Annotated in this window: 19 protein-coding genes; 7 read left to right on the top strand and 12 right to left on the bottom strand. The window is 70.3% G+C overall.

Annotated features, from left to right (window positions below; genetic code table 11):
• The first annotated feature begins 153 nt into the window (after positions 1-153).
• Entirely contained in the window at positions 154-720 is a 567-nt protein-coding gene (locus tag AC1HFH_RS09570) for an amino-acid N-acetyltransferase (RefSeq protein WP_480247075.1), read from the top strand.
• Positions 717-1,001 (top strand): YciI family protein, encoded by a 285-nt coding sequence (locus AC1HFH_RS09565; RefSeq protein WP_480247074.1) that lies wholly within the window; start codon positions 717-719, stop codon positions 999-1,001. The genes AC1HFH_RS09570 and AC1HFH_RS09565 overlap by 4 nt, the downstream gene beginning before the upstream one ends.
• Here the strand turns inward: AC1HFH_RS09565 and AC1HFH_RS09560 are convergent.
• Positions 991-1,965, bottom strand: a complete 975-nt coding sequence (locus AC1HFH_RS09560; protein ID WP_480247073.1) for a TerC family protein — start codon at positions 1,963-1,965, stop codon at positions 991-993. The genes AC1HFH_RS09565 and AC1HFH_RS09560 overlap by 11 nt on opposite strands.
• Before the next feature lie 22 nt (positions 1,966-1,987).
• Positions 1,988-4,546: a DNA translocase FtsK gene (locus AC1HFH_RS09555; protein WP_480247072.1), complete on the bottom strand. Its 2,559-nt coding sequence runs from the start codon at positions 4,544-4,546 to the stop codon at positions 1,988-1,990.
• 246 nt (positions 4,547-4,792) lie between these two features.
• Here AC1HFH_RS09555 and AC1HFH_RS09550 point away from each other — a divergent pair, with 246 nt between their 5' ends.
• Together AC1HFH_RS09550 and AC1HFH_RS09545 are read left to right on the top strand one after the other, a co-directional pair.
• Positions 4,793-5,188, top strand: a complete 396-nt coding sequence (locus tag AC1HFH_RS09550; protein ID WP_480247071.1) for a DUF4189 domain-containing protein — start codon at positions 4,793-4,795, stop codon at positions 5,186-5,188.
• Positions 5,189-5,214: 26 nt separating this feature from the next.
• Positions 5,215-5,778 carry a WKL family lipoprotein gene (locus AC1HFH_RS09545; protein ID WP_480247070.1) on the top strand — a complete coding sequence of 188 codons (564 nt, stop codon included), beginning with the start codon at positions 5,215-5,217 and terminating at the stop codon, positions 5,776-5,778.
• A gap of 66 nt (positions 5,779-5,844) precedes the next feature.
• Here the strand turns inward: AC1HFH_RS09545 and AC1HFH_RS09540 are convergent, their stop codons facing one another.
• Positions 5,845-7,836, bottom strand: coding sequence for a ribonuclease J (locus AC1HFH_RS09540; RefSeq protein WP_480247069.1), 1,992 nt, complete (start codon positions 7,834-7,836; stop codon positions 5,845-5,847).
• Positions 7,833-8,741, bottom strand: coding sequence for a 4-hydroxy-tetrahydrodipicolinate synthase (dapA, locus tag AC1HFH_RS09535; protein ID WP_480247068.1), 909 nt, complete (start codon positions 8,739-8,741; stop codon positions 7,833-7,835). Before dapA ends, AC1HFH_RS09540 begins: the two co-directional genes overlap by 4 nt.
• Positions 8,742-8,888: 147 nt before the next feature.
• Between dapA and AC1HFH_RS09530 the strand changes: the two genes are divergently transcribed.
• The gene (locus tag AC1HFH_RS09530) at positions 8,889-9,320 is read left to right on the top strand and encodes a hypothetical protein (RefSeq protein WP_480247067.1); all 432 of its coding nucleotides are present in this window, start codon (positions 8,889-8,891) and stop codon (positions 9,318-9,320) included.
• Positions 9,321-9,342: 22 nt separating this feature from the next.
• On the opposite strand, the gene AC1HFH_RS09525 is transcribed toward AC1HFH_RS09530, so the two are convergent.
• From AC1HFH_RS09525 to AC1HFH_RS09495, 7 genes are all read right to left on the bottom strand, one after another.
• On the bottom strand, positions 9,343-11,910 hold the full coding sequence (locus tag AC1HFH_RS09525) for an ATP-binding protein (RefSeq protein ID WP_480247066.1): 2,568 nt from the start codon (positions 11,908-11,910) through the stop codon (positions 9,343-9,345).
• Positions 11,910-12,575 (bottom strand): DNA-binding response regulator, encoded by a 666-nt coding sequence (locus tag AC1HFH_RS09520; RefSeq protein WP_480247065.1) that lies wholly within the window; start codon positions 12,573-12,575, stop codon positions 11,910-11,912. The genes AC1HFH_RS09525 and AC1HFH_RS09520 overlap by 1 nt, the downstream gene beginning before the upstream one ends.
• A gap of 52 nt (positions 12,576-12,627) precedes the next feature.
• Entirely contained in the window at positions 12,628-13,080 is a 453-nt protein-coding gene (locus tag AC1HFH_RS09515) for a flavodoxin family protein (RefSeq protein WP_480247064.1), read from the bottom strand.
• Between the two features lie 17 nt (positions 13,081-13,097).
• Positions 13,098-13,529 carry a tetratricopeptide repeat protein gene (locus AC1HFH_RS09510; protein WP_480247794.1) on the bottom strand — a complete coding sequence of 144 codons (432 nt, stop codon included), beginning with the start codon at positions 13,527-13,529 and terminating at the stop codon, positions 13,098-13,100.
• Positions 13,530-13,576: 47 nt separating this feature from the next.
• On the bottom strand, positions 13,577-14,323 hold the full coding sequence (gene dapB, locus AC1HFH_RS09505) for a 4-hydroxy-tetrahydrodipicolinate reductase (RefSeq protein ID WP_480247063.1): 747 nt from the start codon (positions 14,321-14,323) through the stop codon (positions 13,577-13,579).
• Between the two features lie 84 nt (positions 14,324-14,407).
• Positions 14,408-15,514: a zinc-binding dehydrogenase gene (locus tag AC1HFH_RS09500; protein WP_480247062.1), complete on the bottom strand. Its 1,107-nt coding sequence runs from the start codon at positions 15,512-15,514 to the stop codon at positions 14,408-14,410.
• Positions 15,515-15,564: 50 nt separating this feature from the next.
• Positions 15,565-15,900, bottom strand: a complete 336-nt coding sequence (locus AC1HFH_RS09495) for an ArsR/SmtB family transcription factor (RefSeq protein WP_480247061.1) — start codon at positions 15,898-15,900, stop codon at positions 15,565-15,567.
• Positions 15,901-15,993: 93 nt separating this feature from the next.
• Between AC1HFH_RS09495 and AC1HFH_RS09490 the strand changes: the two genes are divergently transcribed.
• Both AC1HFH_RS09490 and AC1HFH_RS09485 read left to right on the top strand, forming a co-directional pair.
• A complete protein-coding gene (locus AC1HFH_RS09490) occupies positions 15,994-17,217 on the top strand; it encodes an MFS transporter (RefSeq protein ID WP_480247060.1) in 1,224 nt (407 codons plus the stop codon).
• Between the two features lie 109 nt (positions 17,218-17,326).
• The gene (locus AC1HFH_RS09485; protein WP_480247059.1) at positions 17,327-18,709 is read left to right on the top strand and encodes a pentapeptide repeat-containing protein; all 1,383 of its coding nucleotides are present in this window, start codon (positions 17,327-17,329) and stop codon (positions 18,707-18,709) included.
• 56 nt (positions 18,710-18,765) lie between these two features.
• Here AC1HFH_RS09485 and AC1HFH_RS09480 read toward each other — a convergent pair whose 3' ends face one another.
• Positions 18,766-20,091: a M16 family metallopeptidase gene (locus AC1HFH_RS09480; RefSeq protein ID WP_480247793.1), complete on the bottom strand. Its 1,326-nt coding sequence runs from the start codon at positions 20,089-20,091 to the stop codon at positions 18,766-18,768.
• Between the last annotated feature and the right edge of the window lie 55 nt (positions 20,092-20,146).

Below are 20,146 nucleotides of genomic sequence, written 5' to 3'. Positions count from 1 at the left end.
ACCCCGCCGGTCGGAGCAACTCCGCAGCTCGAGCCGTACGCGACGGTATGCTGCACCGATTCCGGTACGGCCGGCGCGCGGCGGGGGCGGGAGTGGCTGGTCTGGGGCACGCTGTCCAGACTATCGGGTGGCGGGCCGACTACTGTGCACCCCATGACCTCTCGGGGACCACTAGGTGGTTCGACCAGCGATACCAACCCCTGCGCAGCGGAATCGGCGGCCGGCGGGCCGGCCGTGGTGCGCCGGGCGCGCACCTCCGATGTTCCCGAGATCAAGCGCCTGATCGACGTCTACGCCGGCCGGATCCTGCTGGAGAAGAACCTGGTCACCCTGTACGAGGCGATCCAGGAGTTCTGGGTGGCCGAATTGGACGGCCGGGTGGTCGGCTGCGGGGCACTGCACGTGTTGTGGGCCGATCTCGGCGAGGTACGCACGGTCGCGGTCGATCCGGCCGTCAAGGGGCGCGGGGTCGGCGGCCTGGTGGTGACCAAGCTGATCGAGGTGGCGCGCGAGCTGCAGCTGCAGCGGTTGTTCGTGCTGACCTTCGAGGTCGATTTCTTCACCCGGCACGGATTCGCCGAGATCGACGGCACCCCGGTGACCGCGGAGGTCTACGCCGAGATGTGCCGTTCCTACGACACCGGCGTCGCCGAGTTCCTCGACCTCAGCTATGTGAAACCCAACACGCTCGGCAACACCCGTATGCTTCTCGAGCTGTGAGCATCTTCGCAGTCCACTACACCTACTCCGCCGCGACCGTCCCGGCCCGCGACGAGCTGCGGCCCCGGCACCGTGCCTGGCTCGCCGCGCTCGCCGAGGCCGGCACGGTGCTCAGTTGCGGGCCCTACCCGGACGGGTCGGGCGCCCTGCTGCTGTTCCGCTGCGCCGATGCGGCGGCCCTGCGGGAGCTGCTGGGCGCCGACCCGTTCGCCGACGCCGGCCTGATCGACGAGGTCCGGCTCGTCGAATGGCAGCCGGTGTTCGGCGCGTTCAGCTCCTGACCCTGGTCTTCATCAGGCTGGCCACGGTGGCGACGGCCAGCACGCCGAAGATCACCCCGAGCGACACCCCCGTGGAGATCTCCGGCACGGTCACATGCTCACCGCCGTTGACGAACGGCAGGGTGTTCTCGTGCAGGGCGTGCAGCACCAGCTTGACGCCGATGAACGCCAGGATCGCGGCGAGACCGTAGGACAGGTACACCAGCCGGTCGAGCAGGCCGCCGATCAGGAAGTACAGCTGCCGCAGCCCCATCAGGGCGAAGGCATTGGCGGTGAACACCAGGTACGGCTCCTCGGTGAGACCGTAGATCGCCGGGATCGAGTCGAGCGCGAAGAGCAGATCGGCGAAGCCGATGGCCAGCAGGGCGAGCAGCAGCGGGGTGACGACCCGGCGGCCCGACACCCGGGTGATCAGTTTGTCGCCGTCGTAGCTGTCGGTGGTCGGCAGCACCTTCTTGGCCAGTGCCGTGATCCGGCTGTCGCGTTGCTGTTCGTGCTCGGCCTCGTGGCCGCTCTCGCGCAGCAGTTTCACCGCGGTGTAGATCAGGAACAGCCCGAACAGGTAGAAGACCCAGCTGAACGCGGCGATCGCGGCGGCACCGACGGCGATGAACGCACCGCGCATCACCAGGGCGAGCACGATGCCGATCAGCAGCACCTTCTGCTGATAGATCCGCGGCACCGCGAAACTGGACATGATGATCAGGAAGACGAACAGGTTGTCCACCGAGAGGGCCTTCTCGGTGACGAACCCGGCGTAGTACTCGCCGGCGTACCGGCCGCCCCACTGCCAGGCAACGAAGCCGCCGAAGGCGATCGCCAGCCCGATGTAGAACGCCGACCACACCGCCGATTCCCGGAAGGTCGGCTCGTGCGGTGTCCGCACATGAGCGAAGAAGTCGAAGACGAACAAGCCGAGAACCACGACCACGGTGATCGCCCAGACGGCGGCAGTCACATCCATGCCGACCATTCTGCCGGGTGGCTCAGCCGGACTCGGTGTCCGCCTCGTCACCACCGCCGCGAATCGACATCAGCAGGCCGTCCAGTTCGTCCGGCTTGATCAGCACATCGCGCGCCTTGGACCCTTCGCTGGGCCCCACCACCCCGCGGGTCTCCATCAGATCCATCAGCCGTCCCGCCTTGGCGAATCCGACCCGCAGCTTGCGCTGCAACATCGATGTCGAACCGAACTGCGAACTCACCACCAGCTCCACGGCCTGCAGGAAGACGTCCAGGTCGTCGCCGATATCCGGGTCGACATCCTTCTTCTCGCCCGCCTTCGCCGCGGTGACGCCCTCGGTGTACTCGGGCTCGGCCTGGTTCTTGGTGAAATCGACGACCGCCTGGATCTCCTCGTCACTGATGAACGCGCCCTGCATCCGGATCGGTTTGCCGGCGCCCATCGGCAGGAACAGGCCGTCGCCCATGCCGATCAGCTTCTCCGCACCCGGCTGGTCCAGGATGACCCGGGAATCGGTGAGCGAGGAGGTGGCGAAGGCCAGCCGGGACGGCACGTTGGTCTTGATCAGACCGGTCACCACATCGACCGAGGGCCGCTGGGTGGCCAGCACCAGATGGATTCCGGCGGCGCGGGCCTTCTGGGTGATCCGCACGATCGCATCCTCGACGTCGCGTGGTGCGGTCATCATCAGATCGGCGAGCTCGTCGACGATGGCCAGGATGTAGGGGTACGGCCGGTACACCCGTTCGCTGCCCAGCGGCGCGGTGATCTGGCCGGACTTCACCTTCTTGTTGAAATCGTCGATATGCCGGACCCGGCTGGCCTGCATGTCCTGGTACCGCTGCTCCATCTCCTCGACCAACCAGGCCAGTGCGGCGGCCGCCTTCTTGGGCTGGGTGATGATCGGGGTGATCAGGTGCGGAATGCCCTCGTACGGGGTCAACTCCACCATCTTCGGGTCGATCAGGATCATCCGGACCTCGTCCGGGGTGGCCCGCTGCAGCAACGAGACCAGCATCGAGTTGACGAAACTCGACTTACCGGAGCCGGTCGAACCGGCGACCAGCAGGTGCGGCATCTTGGCCAGATTGGCCGAGACGAACTCGCCTTCGATGTTCTTGCCCAGCCCGATGACCAGCGGGTGGTGATCGTTGCGGGTGGTGGGTGCCTTCAGCACGTCGGCGAGCCGGACCATCTCCCGGTCCGAGTTGGGCACCTCGATCCCGACCGCGGACTTGCCCGGAATCGGCGCCAGCAGGCGCACATTCTCGGTCGCCACCGCATAGGCGATGTTGCGGGCCAGGGCGGTGATCTTCTCGACCTTCACACCGGGGCCGAGCTCCACCTCGTAGCGGGTGACGGTCGGGCCGCGGACGAAACCGGTGACCGCGGCATCGATCTTGAACTGCACCAGCACCTCGGTGATCGCCTCGATCATCGATTCGTTGGCCGCGGAACGCTTCTTCGGCGGGTCTCCGTCGAGCAGCAGGTTCAACGGCGGCAGCGTGTAGTCGCCGTCCACCACCCGATCGGTGACGAACTCCGGTTCCGGCGGCGGGGGCGGTGTCTGATCGGCCACCGCCGGCTTGGGCCGGCGGGTCCGGGCCGGTTTCGGTGCCGGTGGCTCCGGCGCCGCGTCCGCAGCAATCGGTTTCGCTTCCCGCAGCGGCGGTTCGCCCAGCGATTCGGTCACCGCATCGGAACCCTCGAAATCGCCGGCCGGGTAGTTCTCGCCCGGGGTCCGCTTGCGCCGGCGCGCCGAGGGCCGGTGCAGCGGGAAACCGTCGGCGTCGTAGTTCGCCGGGTCGTAGTCGCCGGGCTCCGCCTCGCCCAGCCCGAAGTAGTCGCGCAGCCGTTCGGGTACCTCCCGGACGGTCGTCCCGGTCAGCAGCAATACCCCGAACAGCAGCGCCAGCAGCAGGATCGGCATCGCCAGCCACGGCGTCAGACCCTCGCCGAGCGGTCCGCCGATCGCGTAGCCGAGAGCGCCGGCCGCCCGGGACCGGCCGTGCGCATCGACCGGCGAACCGGCGGCCAGATGCCACAGCCCGAGCGCGGACAGCCCGACCAGCAGACCGCCCAGCACCAGCCGGGGCCGGATCTCGGGGTGCGGTTCGCTACGCATCAGCACCACCGCGATCGCCACGAACAGCAGCGGCGCCACTGCCGAGGCCGAACCCGCGACGGCCCGGAACACTGTTTCCAGCCAGTTCCCGATCGGCCCGCCGGCCGACAACCAGACCGCGGCGGCAATCACCGCGCTGAGCCCGATCAACGCGAGGGCGATGCCGTCGCGCCGGTGACCGTGCTCGATCTCGCCTGCCCGGCTCAACGCGCGCGTGGTGGCGCCGACACCCCGGGCCATCACTGTCCATCCGTTGCCGACCCCCCGGCCGAGTGCCGCCAGTGCGGGAGCGCCGGAACCGGCGGTGCCGGCCCGGCGGCGGGTGGTCGTGGCGCGGGGTCTGCGCCCCGCCGACGCGCGCGAACCCGCGGAACGAGACCGTGCCGGTGCCGCCCTCCCCCGCGTCGATCCCGCGCGCGCACGTGAGGTCGTTGTGCTGCGGGACTTACCTGCCATAGCCCTCAGGCTAGCCGCTGCCGTCCCATCCGGACCATCCGCAACACTGGCACCGGCACATTTCCGGACAATTGCCCAGCTCGGCCGGGGCCCGGTCCGGCGCCGGAACTTGCGAAATCCTTAGCGAATCCCTGTCATCGGCCCGGCCGGTGCCCGGAACGGCTGGCCTCGGAGCCTCGGGGCGGTTAGGTTGTCATCCGGTCCATCGGGTCGTGGACCTGTGAATGATGAAGGGGAAGTATTTCCGTGAAGCGAATTCTCGCCGGCGCAGCGGTCGTCACCGCCGCCGTGGGCACACTCGTATCGGCGCAGATGGCGCCCGCCCAAGCCCAGTACGGCAACTATTACGGCGCGATCGCGGTGTCGGTGAGCACCGGCGTCTACGCGTTCTCGTACAACTACGACAGCTACGCCGAGGCCGAAGCCGCCTCCGTGTCCACCTGTATCGAACACGGCGGGGGGATGGACTGCGACGCCAAGGTCTCCTGGCGTAACGGCTGTGGCGCACTTGCCGTTTCGTCCAACTGGTACAGCTACGGGACCGGGCCGACGCTGTCGTCGGCCAAGCGGCGGGCCCTCAACGAGAACCCGGGCTCGGCCTATATCGAGCACTGGAACTGCACCCGCGGCTACTCGCTGTGATCTCGACACCGGAACAGGGGACTTTCGTGAAGAACCGTTCGTTCAAGACCATCGCCGCCGTCGTGATGGCGACGGCCGCGCTGGGTATCACCGCGTGCAGCTCCGAGGAGAGCTCCTCGGCCGCCGAGGAGACCACCACGGCCACCGAGAACGCCTTCGAGGCGGGTACGGACACCGACGGCAAGGAGGAGGGCGTCCCGGTGGCCGAAACTCCGGCACCGGACCTGCCCAAGCCGACCCCCGAGGAGCTCAACGAGCGCATCAACCGGGCGCTGGCCGGTGAGCTCAGCGACGAGGAGAAGCTGACCTACATCGAGGACGCCGACCGCGATCCGGAACTGGTCGACAAGTTCGTCGCCGCCGCCAACGAGAACGACGTCACCGTCACCATCGTCTCGGTCGGCGAACCGCAGGACGGCGCCCTGACCGCCGATGCCGACGTCACCATCGGCGGTACCCCGGTCGACGACGCCACGGTGGAGTTCGTCGCCCAGGGCACGGACTGGAAGGTCTCGCACCGGTTCGCCTGCAATATCGTCGAGTCCGCCGAACTGGATTCCGCGGCCTGCCAGGCCGACGCGGAGAACTGACGCGAAGGCATGAGAACGACGGCGGCCGCCGGGTGTGCCACCCGGCGGCCGTCGCTGCGTATGTGACTAGACCTCCATGACCGTCGGCACGATCATCGGCCGGCGTCGGTAGGTGTCGGCGACCCAGCGGCCGACCACCCGGCGGACGCCCTGGGCGATCCGGTGGGCATCGGTGACTCCTTCACCGGCGAGCCGCAGCAGTTCGCTCTCCACCAGTTCGGAGGCACCGGCCAGCGCGTTCGGGTCGTCGGAGAAGCCGCGGCCGTTCAGTTCCGGGGTGCTCACCGCCTTACCGGTGGTGGCATCGACCACCACGGTGATCGAGATGAAGCCGCCTTCACCGAGTACGAGGCGGTCCGAGAGGGTCGATTCGCCGACATCGCCGACGGACAGGCCGTCCACGTAGACGTGTCCGACCGGCATCCGGCCGGTGATCGAGGCGATACCGTCGACCAGGTCGACGACCACGCCGTCCTCGGCCAGCACCACCCGGTCCTCGGGGACGCCGGTGGCCACCGCCAGGGCGGCGTTGGCACGCAGATGCCGCCACTCGCCGTGCACCGGCATGGCGTTGGTCGGGCGCACCGCGTTGTACAGGTACAGCAGCTCACCAGCGGAGGCGTGCCCGGAGACGTGCACCTTCGCGTTCTGCTGGGTGATCACGGTGGCGCCGAGCCGGGCCAGGCCGTTGACCACGGTGAACACCGAGGTCTCGTTGCCCGGGATCAGCGAGGACGCCAGTACCACGAGATCATCGGACCGGATGGTGATCTGGCGGTGGTCGCCCCGCGCCATCCGGGACAGCGCCGACAGCGGCTCGCCCTGCGACCCGGTGGAGATCAGCACCAGCCGGTCCCCCGGCAAGCCGGCCGCCGCATCGAGGTCGACGACCATCCCGTCCGGCACGGTCAGATAGCCGAGGTCCTGGGCGATCTGCATATTGCGCACCATGGACCGGCCGACGAAGCAGATTCGCCGGTTGTATTTCTGCGCGACGTCGACGACCTGCTGGATGCGGTGCACATGGCTGGCGAACGACGCCACGATCACCCGGTTGCGCGCCTTGCCGATGACATTGTCGAGCACGCCACCGATCTCCCGCTCCGGGGTGACGAAACCAGGCACTTCGGCGTTGGTGGAGTCCACCAGGAACAGGTCCACCCCCTCGTCGCCGAGGCGGGAGAACCCGGCCAGGTCGGTCAGGCGGCCGTCCAGAGGCAGCTGATCCAGCTTGATGTCACCGGTGTGCAGGACGACGCCGGCGGGCGTGCGGATGCCGACTGCGAGCGCATCCGGGATGGAGTGGTTGACGGCGAAGAACTCGCACTCGAACGGCCCGTGGGCAACCGTGTCCCCCTCGGCGACCTGGTGTAGTTTCGGCTGCAGCCGGTGCTCGCGGCATTTCGCCGCGACCAGGGCGAGGGTGAACTTGGCGCCGATCACCGGGATGTCCGAACGCATCCGCAGCAGGAAGGGCAGCGCACCGATATGGTCCTCGTGGCCGTGGGTCAGCACGATGGCGACCACATCGGCCATCCGATCCTCGATCGGCCGGAAGTCGGGCAGGATCAGATCGACGCCGGGCTGCTGGTCCTCCGGGAACAGCACACCGCAGTCGACGATCAGCAGTTTTCCGCCGAACTCGAAGACGGTCATGTTGCGGCCGATTTCGCCGATACCGCCGAGGGCGAACACCCGCAACCCCTGGGCGGGCAGCTTCGGCGGCGCACCGAGCCGGTCCTGCGGCGCCGGCTCGCGCGGTTCGGCAGGCCCGGAATCCCGCCCGCGGCCACCGCGACCGCGGCCACCGGAGGACCGGCCTTTGCTCTTCTTCGCACCGGCGCGGCGGCCACCGGTGGCGGCGGCCGGCTCCGGCGCACCGGCGGACTTCGCCTGCGGCACTGCCTCGGTCCCGGCTTCGGCCGCGGCGACCAGCGCCGCTTCCTCGGCGATCTCCGCCGGTGGCTCGGGCGCCGACGCCGGAACGGGGGCCGGGGCGGGCGCACCGGCCGGGCGCGAGGCGGCCCGGCGGCGGGGACGGCGAGCAGGTTCGGTCACGAGAGAACTCCCACGGTTTGCATATCGATGGCCAGCTGATCCAGCTGTGCCTGGTTGGGCATCAGCTGGGGCAGCCGGGGTTCGCCCACGTCGATTCCGAGCAGGCGCAGGCCGGCCTTGCTCAGCGCGACACCGCCGAGATGCGCCATGGCGGCGTACAACGGGATCAGGCTGACATTGATCCGGCGGGCGGTGAGCACATCACCGGCGGCGTAGGCGTCGTACATGGCGCGCAGGTGCTCGGGTACGAGGTGCCCGATGACGCTGATGAAGCCGGTGGCGCCCAGTGACAGCCACGGCAGGTTCAGCGCGTCGTCGCCGGAGTAGAAGGCCAGGCCGCTGGTGGCGATCAGGTCCGCGCCGGCGCCGAGATCGCCCTTGGCGTCCTTGACCGCCACGATGTTCGGGTGCTCGGCGAGCCGACGCAGCGTCTCGGTGGCAATCGGCACCACCGAGCGGGGCGGGATGTCGTAGAGGGTGATCGGCAGGCAGGTGGCATCGGCCACCGCGGTGAAGTGCGCGTACAGCCCGTCCTGGGTGGGCCGGGAGTAGTACGGGGTGACGACGAGCAGCCCGTGCGCACCGGCGCGCTCGGCGGCGCGGGCCAGTTCGATGGAGTGGGCGGTGTCGTAGGTCCCCGCCCCCGCGATCACGGTGGCGCGGTCACCCACCGCATCGACGACGGCCCGGAGCAGGTCGGACTTCTCGGCCTCGGTGGTGGTGGGCGATTCCCCGGTGGTACCGGAGATCGCCAGCAGGTCGACGCCACGGTCGACCAGATGGGCCGCGAGCGCGACGCCGGTATCGACATCGAGCTTGCCCTCGGCGCTGAAGGGGGTCACCATCGCGACACCTACCGTGCCGGACGCGCGCAGCACCGTTGGCGTCGATTCACCGTTCGTCATGGTCAGAAAGGCTACCCGGTCGGCCCGGCGGTCTCGACACCCCAGCAGCCGATCCGCGAACGCCCCCGGGCTACGACGGCGTAACCGACATCCGAATGACGTCACAAACTCCTTGTTGGATGTCAGATAAGACGTCACACTGATGTCATGGATTTGAATACGCACACCGCCCGGCTGCGCGAGGATCTGATCGCCGCTGCCGCCCTGGGTGACGAGAAAACGCAGGCCACCGCCGCCGCCCTGGCCGCGGCCGTCGAGAACTCCAGCCGCCTGGTGCTGCTGTCGGCCCTGGCCGAACTGGCCGCCGAGATCAGTGCCGAACTCGGCGACCGCACCATCCGGGTCCGTCTGGACGGAACCGAGGCCGTAGCCGACGTGTCGGAGAACACGCCTCCGCCCGGTGCACACCAGCCGACCTTCGAGGAGATGAGCGGGGACATCAGCCGGGTCACCCTGCGGCTGGTCGAACAGCTCAAATCCCGCGCCGAGGAGGCGGCGGCACAGAGCGGCCAGTCGCTGAACTCCTGGCTCGCCGGCGCCGTGTCGGGGGCACTGCGCGACCAGACCCACGGCCGGTGAGCCCGATGTTCCGGATCGCCGCCTAGCTCGAGGTCCGCACCGTCCCGTCCACATCGATCTCGGTGCGCCGGTCGCGGTCGGGAGCCGCGGCGAGCACCGTGGCCACCCACCGGCGCCCGGCCGGCAACACCCGGACGGTGACCGTGCCGGCGGTTGCGGCGAGCAGTTCGCCGGCGGCCACCGCCAGGACCCGGTGGCGCACCCGCTCCGGCACTCCGGCGAAGCCGCCGTCGTCGAGGAGGACCACGTCGACACCGCGGGACCGGGCGCGGCGGGCCGCATTGCCGACCGCTTCGGTCGCCAGGTCGGGGGCGCGCAGGCCGTCGCGGAGTTCGGCTTCCAGCAGCCGGCAGTGATCGCGTTCGACCGGGGTGAGCGGCGCACCGGTCGCGACGCGGCGCAGCATCGGCCGGGCCGCCCGATCCAGCCGGGCCAGCTGCCGGTCGCGTTCGGCGTGTTGGGCCTGCAGGCTCGCCGCCGCGGCGGCCCGCCGGATGGATTCGTCCCGCAGTATCCGCAGCGACCGCTGAGTGGGCCGCAGGATCGCGACGAACAGCGAGACCGCCGCCACCGTGGCGATCGGCGCCACGCCCATCAGCAGGGAACCGGTCGGCCAGTCGTGCCGAGTGCCCACGGCGAGCACCACCCCGTAGGTACCGAGCACGCCCAGCCACGCCGGGCCGACCCGGCCCCGCAGCGTCGACGCGGCCAGCAGATAGGACGCGGCGTAGCTGGTCCACAGATTGCTGGTGGTACCGGTGGCCGCCACACCCGGCACCGTCAGCAGGGCCGCCGCCGGTGCCGCCCCGACCACGAACAACGTGGCAGGCCAAGGCAGCGGTTCGGTCTTCGTGGTCAGCACCACCAGGCCGGCCAGCAGCATCAGGGTGGTGGCCGCCAGGGTCGGCAGCGTGGGCGCCAGGCCGAAGTTGCGCACCATGTACAGCAAGACGGTCGTCTCGAAGACCAGGACGAAGAACCAGGCGGTCCCCTCCCGCAACCCCAGCAGATCCCGGACACCGAGTTCGGCCTCCGGCTCCGTGGCTCCGCTCACGCCGTGCGCCTGCCCGGTCGACCCCGGCTCGGCACCGGGACCGGACGATGCCGGCGCCACCCACCTGGCCGGTCCTGTCTCGCCCCGACCGGCTACCGGCGGCCCGCTCCCGGCGGAGCCCGGCGTGGCCGCACCACTTGCCACCGGCACCACAACCGACGCAGGACCCGGCATGTCCCCACCGCCCGCCACTGGCACTACGGACACGGCAGATCCCGGCACGGCCCCACCCTCCGCCACCGGCACCACAGCCGAGCCAGGCCCCGAGGTGACCGCACCAGCCGCCACCGGCATCACGGACGACGCAGAGCTCGGCACGGCGGCAGTCCAGTGCAGGGTGACCCGGGTGCCGCGACCGGGTGCGGATTCCACGGTGGCCTTCCCGCCGGGTACCCGCGCGGTCCGGCCGAGGATGCTGGTCGCAATGCCCATCCGGGTGGCCGGGACCGCTTCCGGGTCGAAACCCACCCCGTCGTCGGCGAGGACGACGGACAGCGCCGCCGGGCCGGCCTGCAGGCAGAGGGTCCGCCGGGTGGTGCGGCCCGCATGGCGGACGCTGTTGCGTACCGCTTCGGCCAGGGCGGCCGCCAGAGCCGTCACGACGTCGCCGGGAATCCGCAGCCCGGCACCGGCCGGGTCGAGCCGTATCGTGACGGCGACCTCGCGATCCACGGCCAGGGCGGTCGTCCGAAGTCGGTCGAGCACGGTTTCGGCGTCCGGCGCCCGAGTCGGCGCGGCAGCACCCGAGTCCCCGGCCGTCTCCGGCGCGGTCTCGTCCAGTTGTTCCAGGGTGCGTACCGCCTGATCGCGGACCACCGGTGACACCGTCGCCGAGCGGGACGCATCCAGCAGTGTCGACAGCACGGCGTCGTGGATCAGCCCCGCGAAACGAGCCCCTTCCCGGTCCCGGGCGGCCGCCGCCGCGGTCGCAGCGGCCCGCACCCGGCCACGGGCCGCTGCGGTATCGGCCCGGCCCGCCACGGCCCGGGCGTACACCACGCTCCAGAGGAACAGTGCGCCGAGCCCGAGCATCCGCGCGATGTCCCCGAGCAGGGTGAGGACCGAATCCTTCGGCATCTCCATCCGGTCGGCGATGGACGCGGCGATGGCGATCACCACCAGGTAGCCGACCGCGGTACGTACCTGCCAGGCCATTCCGGCCGCGAGCACGCCGAGAACCGCCGATCGGTACGGCCAGGACGACACCGCACCCGGGTCGACACCGTCCGCAGTGACTGCGAACAGCACCGTCGCCGCCAGCAGGCTGCCCGCGGCCAGGCCCGCCGCCCGCGGAATCCGACCCGGCCGCGCGAGCGCGGACACCAGCGCCAGCGCGACGAACGGCGTAAAGGCCAGCACCACCAGCGCCACCTGGATCGGCCGATCGGACCGGATCGCCTGCTGGGACACTGCGGGCCACTGCATCGCCAGCAGCAGCACGGCGCCGATGCCGACCGAGAGCCCGAACCGCCGCCGGATCTGGTCGGTCGCCGCGGTGGACAGCGCGGGGGCCGGATCCGGGTCACCGGGGGCCATCAGCGGCCCGGTCGCTCCGGCACCGGGAGCCAGCCGTCCTCGACGGCCCGTTTGTACAGGTCGGTCTTGGTCGGCGCCGGACGGCCGGCATCGGCGTATTTCTGCCGGATCCGGCTGAGATAGTCGTTGACCGTCTGTTCCGACAGCCCGGTCAACCGCGCGACCCGCGACGCCTTCTCCCCCGATGCGTACAGCGTGAGTACCTCTTCCTGCCGCGGGCTGAGTCCGACATCGGACAACTGCGGGTCGCCGTCGATGGCGGCGGCCCAGTCGGTCGTGACCACCTGTTCACCACCGGCGGCCCGGCGGACCGCGGACACCACCGTCGCGACCGGTTCGGATTTGCGGACCACGCCGAGCACACCGGCCCGGGCGGCCGAGCGCACCAGGAACGGATTGTCGGCGCCGGTGAACACCAGCACCTCGGCCCCGCGTTCCCGCAGTGCACGCACATTGTCCTGGGGCGCGGACCCGTCGGCCAGCCGCAGATCCAGCACCACCAGGTCGAGATCTTCGGCCCGATCGGCCAATTCGGCGACAGTACCGGCGGTGCACACCAGTTCCAGATCGGGTTCGGGCGCCAGCATCGCCGCCAGCCCCAGCGCCACCGATTCGTGATCTTCGACGAGCCCGATCCGCCGGGCCCGCCCTAGCTGCTCTCCCATGATTCCCTTCGCGCCGTTCCCCGCCGGGCTATCGCACCCGCCACCGGGAGTATTACCCCATGAGACCGGCCGCAACAGTCGCGCCGAGCTCCCAGCACCGTTCCAGGTCGGCCTTCGTCGGCGGCCCCTGGACGAGCACCGGCTGCGCCGCCGGCACCCAGCCCATGCCGGTGGTGATGCTCCCGACCGCCCGCTCGGCCCCCTCGGTGCCTTCGTTTCCGTGGATGTAGACGCCGTACGGCCGGCCCCGGGTGCTGTCCAGGCACGGGTAGTACAGCAGGTCGAAGGCGTGTTTGAGGGCACCGGACATGTAGCCGAGGTTCGCCGGGGTGCCGAGCAGGTAGCCGTCCGCTTCGAGGGCGTCTGTGGCGGTGACCGCCAGCGCGGCGCGCCGGACCACCTCGACACCCTCGATCTCCGGATCGGTGGCCCCGGCGAGCACCGCCTCGAACATGGCCTGCAGATGCGGTGACGGAGTGTGATGAACGATCAGCAACCGAGCCATATCCGGAGGGTATCCGGTCAGCGGTCCTGCTTCTCGAGTTCCACCGCTCGGCGCATCGTTTCGCGGGCGCGGGACCGATCTCCCGCATAGTCGTAGGCACGGGCCAGCCGGTACCAGACCCGCCAGTCGTCGGGGTCCGCCTCGCATTCCGCCTTGACCTGGAGGAACAGTTCGTCGGCGGCGGCCCGTTCGATCCGGCCGGAGGGCCGGCGCGGCAGCTGCGACACATCCAGTTCCCGGCCGTCGGCGCCGATCCGGCGGGCCAGCCGCTGGTGATCGAAGGCGGCCCGCAGTGTCGCCCAGACCACCCACAGTCCGATCAGCGGCAGGATCAGCACGCCGACGCCGATACCGATCCCGGCGACGTCACCGGAACCGATCAGGGCGAAGGCGATCCGGCCGAGCAGGGCGAAGTAGAACCCCAGCGCCAGCACCAGGGCCGCCACCATGGCGACGATCCGCAGCGACCGGTTGCCCGAATCGTCGGCGGCGGCGCTCACAGATCCAGGAAGGGGTCGAGCCCGACGGTGAGCCCGGGCCGGTTCGCGATCTCCCGCACCCCCAGCAGCACGCCGGGGGCGAACGACGACCGGTCGATGGAGTCGTGCCGGATGGTCAGGGTCTCTCCCTGGGTGCCGAACAGCACCTCCTGGTGGGCGACCAGGCCGGCGAGGCGTACCGAGTGCACCCGCACCCCGTCCACATCGGCGCCGCGCGCGCCCGGCAGTTCGGTGGTGGTCGCATCGGGACTGCGGTCCACCCCGGCCTGTTCCCGGGCGGCGGCGATCAGGCCCGCGGTGCGGTAGGCGGTGCCCGACGGCGCGTCCGCCTTGTTCGGGTGATGCAGTTCGACCACCTCGACCGATTCGAAGAACCGGGCGGCCTGCTCGGCGAAGCGCATGGACAGCACCGCGCCGATCGCGAAGTTGGGCGCGATCAGCACGCCGGTCTCCGGCCGGTCGGCCAGCCAGGTGCGGACCCGGTCCAGCCGCTCCCGGTCGAACCCGGTGGTGCCGACCACGGCGTGGATGCCGTTGCCGATCAGGAACTCCAGGTTCGGCATCACCACATCGGGGTGGGTGAAGTCGACCACCACCTGGGTGCCGGTTTCGGTGAAGGTCTCCAGGGCATCACCCTTGTCGACCTCGGCGACCAGGTCCAGATCCGGTGCGGCCTGCACCGCAGCGCAGATGGCCTGCCCGACTTTTCCGCGTGCACCCAGCACTCCGACCCGTGTGGTCACCGCACCTCCTCGTTCGTCCTGCAATGCCTGCCAGCCTATCGGCCGCGGAATGCCCGAGGCCGGGCGGCTCGGCTCCGGCCGTCCTCAGTCGAACACGATCACCTGACGCAGGGCCCGGCCTGCGGCGAGGTGATCCATGGCGGCATTGACGTCGTCCAAGCCGATCCGGGCGGAGATCAGTTTGTCCACCGGGAGGCGGCCGGCGCGCCACATGGCCACGTACTGCGGGATGTCCCGGGCGGGTACCGCCGAACCCAGGTAGCTGCCGACGATGCTGCGGCCCTGGGCGACCAGGCCGAGCGGTGAGATGGTGGCGAGGGCATCCGGTGCGGGCAATCCGACGGTGACCGTGGTGCCGCCGGGCGCCGTAGCGGCAACGGCGGTCTCGAAGGCGCGAACGTTGCCGGCCGCCTCCACCACGATATCGGCGACCACGCCCTGGTCGGCGAGCTCCTGCGGCCGGTACACCCGGTCGGCGCCCAGCTCCTTCGCGGTGTCCAGTTTGTCGGCGACGGTGTCGACCGCGATCACCTCGCCGGCCCCCAACGAGACGGCGACCAGTACGGCGGCCATCCCGACACCGCCGAGACCGACCACCATCACCCGGTCGCCCGGGCGGGGGCGGGCGGCGTTGAGCAGCGCGCCGCCGCCGGTCAGGACCGCGCAGCCGAGGACCGCAGCCACCTCCGGCGGGACGTCGTCGTCGACCGGCACCGCCGAGCGGCGGTCGACCACGGCGTGCGTGGCGAATCCGGAGACCCCGAGATGGTGGTGCACATCGGCACCGGCCCGCTGCAGTCGACGCCCGCCGCCGAGCAGCTCACCGGCATTGTTGGCGACACTGCCGGGGGTGCACGGCGTGCGACCCTCGCTCGCGCAGCCGGGGCAGTCTCCGCAGCGGGGCAGGAAGGTCATCACCACGCGCTGCCCGACGGCGATGTCGTCGACCCCGGCACCGACCGCGGTCACCCGCCCGGCCGCCTCGTGCCCGAGCAGCATCGGCACCGGTCGTACCCGGTTGCCGTCGACCACCGACAGGTCGGAATGGCACAGTCCGGCCGCCTCCATCCGCACCAGCAGCTCACCGGGCCCGGGCTCGCCGAGTTCGAGGTCGCACACGGTGATGGGGTGGGAATCGGCGAAGGGTGCGGGCGCAGCGATCCGTTCCAGCACGGCTCCACGAATCCTCATGACCGCCGAGGTTACCGCCGCGCACCGCCCGGGGTAGCGGGTCGGCTCGATCAGCCGGTCCCCGGTCCGGCCCGGTTGGCCGCGGCGACCACCGAATCCAGCAGGCCCGGCAGCGCTTCGGCCAGTGCCTCGGTGCGCAGTCGCTGATGGATCAACCCGTCGATGGCCAGACGTTCGATGACGCCGGCCTCGCGCAGGATCTTGAAGTGGTGGGCCGCGGTCGATTTGTTGATGCCCGCGTAGAGACGGGCGCACCGCAGTGGTCCGCCCGCATTGCCGAGCCGGCGCACCATCTCCAGCCGCACCGGGTCCTGCAGCGCGGCGAGCACCTCCGGCAGTGCGGCCACGGGCGCCGCGGCCGGTTCGACTGCTGTGTTCTCGGTCATGATCTTCCTCACCCGTGTTTGATGATCATCGAACCATGCGGTTATCGTCGAACCAGGTTCGATCATCATCAAACTTACCTGATCGGGGTGTTCATGACAGCGACAGTGGCGGCCGCCCCCGATACCGGAACCGGACAGTCGTGGGCCTATGGCCTGGTACTCGCCGCAACCGGGGTGGCGCTCGGCGTCTCGGGTGTACCGGCACCCTTGTACGGCGTCTACGAACAGGAGTGGCATTTCACGCCGCTCACCACGACGCTGGTGTTCGCCGTCTACGCGATCACCGCCCTCGGCGCGGTGCTGATCTCCGGGCGGGTTTCCGATGTCGTCGGCCGCAAACCGGTGTTACTCGGCGCGTTCGCGACCATGATCGCGGGACTGCTGGTGTTCGTACTGGCCGACTCGGCACCGATGCTGTTGCTGGCTCGGGCGCTGCACGGGTTCGCCGTGGGCGCCACCGTCGTGGCCGGCGCGGCCGCACTGCTGGATCTGCGCCCGCACCGCGGCGCCCGCTCGGGACAGCTCACCGGGGTGGCCTTCAATGTCGGTATGGCGGTGGCGATTCTCGGGTCGGCACTGCTGGCGCAGTACGCCCCGGCCCCGCTGCGCACCCCGTATGTGGTGATCAGCATCGTGTGCCTGCTCGTCGCAGCGGGCGTGCTGGCGCTGCGGGAACCGCATACGGGCCGGCAACCCGGCCGGATCCGGATCGCCCGCCCGTCGGTGCCGCACGAGATCCGCGGCGATTTCTGGTTCTCCGCAATCGGCGTGATGGCTGCCTGGTCGGTGCTCGGCGTGCTGCTGTCGTTGTACCCCTCCCTCGCCGCCCGCCAGACCGGCATCCACAACCTGGTTTTCGGCGGTGCAGTGGTGGCCGCCACCGCGCTGTCGGGTGCGCTGGCGCAGTTGTTCGCCACCGATATTCCGGCACGGCGCGCCGCGATCATCGGCGATATCGGCATGGCGGCGACGCTGGTGGCCACCCTGCCCGCACTGGGAACGCACAACTGGGTGGTCGTGCTCGGCGTCGGTGTGCTGCTGGGTACCACCTTCGGCCTGGGCTTCGGTGGCTCGCTGCGACACCTGTCGAATGTGGTGCCCGGGCACCGGCGGGGTGAAACCATGTCCGCCTACTACCTGCTCGCCTACTCGGCGATGGCGGTGCCCACCGTGCTGGCGGGCTGGGCCGCCACCACCTGGGGACTGCACACCGTGTTCCCGTGGTTCGTCGCGGCGGTCGCGGTCGCTTGCCTGGTGGCCGCCGGGCTCGGCGTCCGCCGCGGCCGACTCGATGCGGCCCGGGCGTCGGCCGACTGATCTCATCGAAGTGTCGGCACGCCGTAGCGACGTGATCGCGTCCGAAGTTGCGATCGCGGACCGGCTTCCGGGTGGCCCGGGCAACGACCGCCCGGTTACCATGCAGCGCATGCGTGCCGCCGATTCTGCTGTGACCCTGCTGCGCGGTCGACCGATACGGACCCTGGCCGGGGTGGTGGCCGGCGCCGCGGTCGCAGCCGCGGCGGTGTGGGGGCTGCGCGGGAGCCCGGTTGTCGACGCCGAGCTGCAGACCGATCGGGTCGTGCTGCTGGCCGTAGCGGCAGTCGCCGGGGCGGCTCTCGCCCTGCTGGTGCTGCGCCGGCAACGCGACGGCGAACAACGGCGATTCACCGAGGTTTTCGGTGCAGCGGCCCGGCAGCTCGGTGACGAGGATGTCGCGATCCGGATGGCCGGGGTGTACGCCATGGCCGGGGTCGCCGACGAGTTCACCGCACCGCAGCGGCGGCAGCAGTGCGTCGACGTGCTGTGCGGCTATCTGCGCCTGCCGTACGAACCCGACGAGGGTGGCAATCACCTGGTGTCCAGCACCGAGACCGGCAGCACCGACGGGCGCACCGTGGCTCGCACCTACCGGTTCCGCCAGGACGATCGGGAGGTGCGGCGCGCGATCGTCTCGGTGATCGCGGACCGGCTGCGCCCCGGCGCACCGGTGTCCTGGTCGGACCGCGACTTCGACTTCCATCGGGCGGTGCTGGAACGGGCCGATTTCCGCGGCGCGGTTTTCACCGGCCGCCGGATCGACTTCCGCGGCACCATGTTCGCCGGCCGCACCACCTTCGACGGCGCCCGGTTCACCGGCGGGCAGGTCAGCTTCCGGGAAGCGGTCTTCGGCAACGGCCCGGTCAGTTTCGACGGTGCCGTGTTCGGCACCGGCCGAGGCGCCGGCGTCGAATTCGACCGCGCTGTGTTCGACCGTTCGGCCTCATTCGATCAGGCACGGTTCACCGGTGCCCGGGCCAGCTTCGTCGGGTGCCGGTTCGCCGGTGCCCGCACGGCGTTCCGGGCCGCCCGGTTCCGGGCCACCGAAACCGGATTCGATCGAGCCGGATTCGAAGGCGACCGGGTCGATTTCGCCGGTGCGAAATTCGCCGGGCGCCGGATCGGTTTCGCGGGCGCCGGATTCGACGTGGCCTCGGTGGATTTCGCCGACACGATATTCGGCGAGACGCGGCGTCTCCGTGGCAGCACCACCGAAGCCGATTTCAGCGGCGTCGAACTGCACACCAAGGCCGATTTCGCCCGCGCCGGTTTCGCCGCCCGCAGCACCGATTTCACCGACGCCGACTTCTTCGGCGAGATCTCCTTCACCGAGGCCCGGTTTCCCGGCGAACGCATCGATTTCGCCGCGCCCCGCGCCTGGGTAGGCGTAACGGTCGACTGGGCGGACGACCCTTCCCGCAAACCCGAAGCGGTCCACCCACAGACCTGGCCGCCCGAACCGGCAACCCCGGAACCCGCCCCGGTGAGTTGAGCCGAATCCCAGCCGTCCTGGTCATCGCCGCCCGCAGCAGCCAGGGCCACCGATAGCTAGCCGACCAGTTTGCGGACGGCGGCGGGGAGGTCGCGGGTGCGGCGGTAGGGGCCGGCGACGCAGGCGCCGTAGGGGCGGGCGAAAAGGGTGCGGGCGATGGCGTTCACATCGTCGACGGTGACGGCGTCGATGCGGTCGAGGGTTTCGGTGACGGTGCGGTGGTTGCCGTAGCTGAGTTCGCTGCGGCCGATGCGGTTCATCCGGGAGGCCGAATCCTCCAGGCCGAGGACGAGTCCGCCGCGCAGCGAACCCTTGGCGCGGGCGCATTCGGCTTCGGTGACGCCGTCGGCGGCGATCTCGGCGAGCACCCCGTGGGCCAGATCGGTGACCTGGCCGAGGTTCTCCGGATGACATCCGAGGTACACCGAGAAGGCACCGGTGTCGGCGAAGGTGTCGACGCTGGAGTACACCGAGTACGCCAGGCCGCGCTCCTCCCGGATTCGCTGGAACAGCCGGGAACTCAGGCCGCCGCCGATGACGGTGTTGAGCACCGACAGCGGCCAGCGCCGTTCACCCTCGTGCCGGCCGAAGGCGCGCACGCCGAACACCACATGGGCCTGTTCGCTGTCCCGGTGGATACGCACCAGTTCCGGGGCGCCACGCGGCCGGAAGGAGCCTTCCCGGCGCGGTGCCGGTGCGGCGGACAGGTCGAGCCGGTGCCCGAAGGCCCGGTGCGCCGTCTCGACGACGGCGTCGTGGTCGATATTGCCGGCAACGGCGAGGACCATCCGGTCCGGCCGGTACCGGCGCTGATGGAAACCGCGCAGCTGTGCGGCCTGCATGGCTTCGATGGATTCGACGGACCCGATCACCGGCCGGCCGATCGGGTGGTCGCCGAACATGGCGGTGAGGAACGCATCGCCGACGAGGTCCTCGGGGTCGTCGTCGCGCATCGCGATCTCTTCCAGCACCACCTGCCGTTCGACGTCGACGTCCACCGCCCGACAGAGACCGTTCAGCACCACGTCGGCGACCAGGTCCACGGCCAGCGGCAGGTCCTCGTCGATCACGTGGGCGTAGTAACAGGTCTGTTCCTTGGCGGTGAATGCGTTGAGTTCCCCACCGACAGCGTCCATCGCCTCGGCGATATCCAGCGCCGAACGCGTCGGCGTCGCTTTGAACAGCAGGTGTTCGAGGAAATGTGCGGCACCGGCGACGGTCGGCCCCTCGTCGCGTGAGCCGACGCCCACCCAGACGCCGACGGACGCGGAGCGCACGCCGGGCAGGCGTTCGGTGACCACGCGCAACCCGCCCGGCAGGACGGTGCGGCGGACCCCGCCGTCGGCGGACACGGTGGTGGTCTGGGTGATCTGCTCGGTCAACTGTGGCTCGTTCACGTCGGCTGCGATTCTATGCTGACGGACCCTGTTGCGGGCA

Source organism: Nocardia sp. KT25-26, from assembly GCF_056627695.1.
Note: the sequence above shows the minus strand (reverse complement) of the source record. Positions and strands in the feature narration are given on the sequence as shown.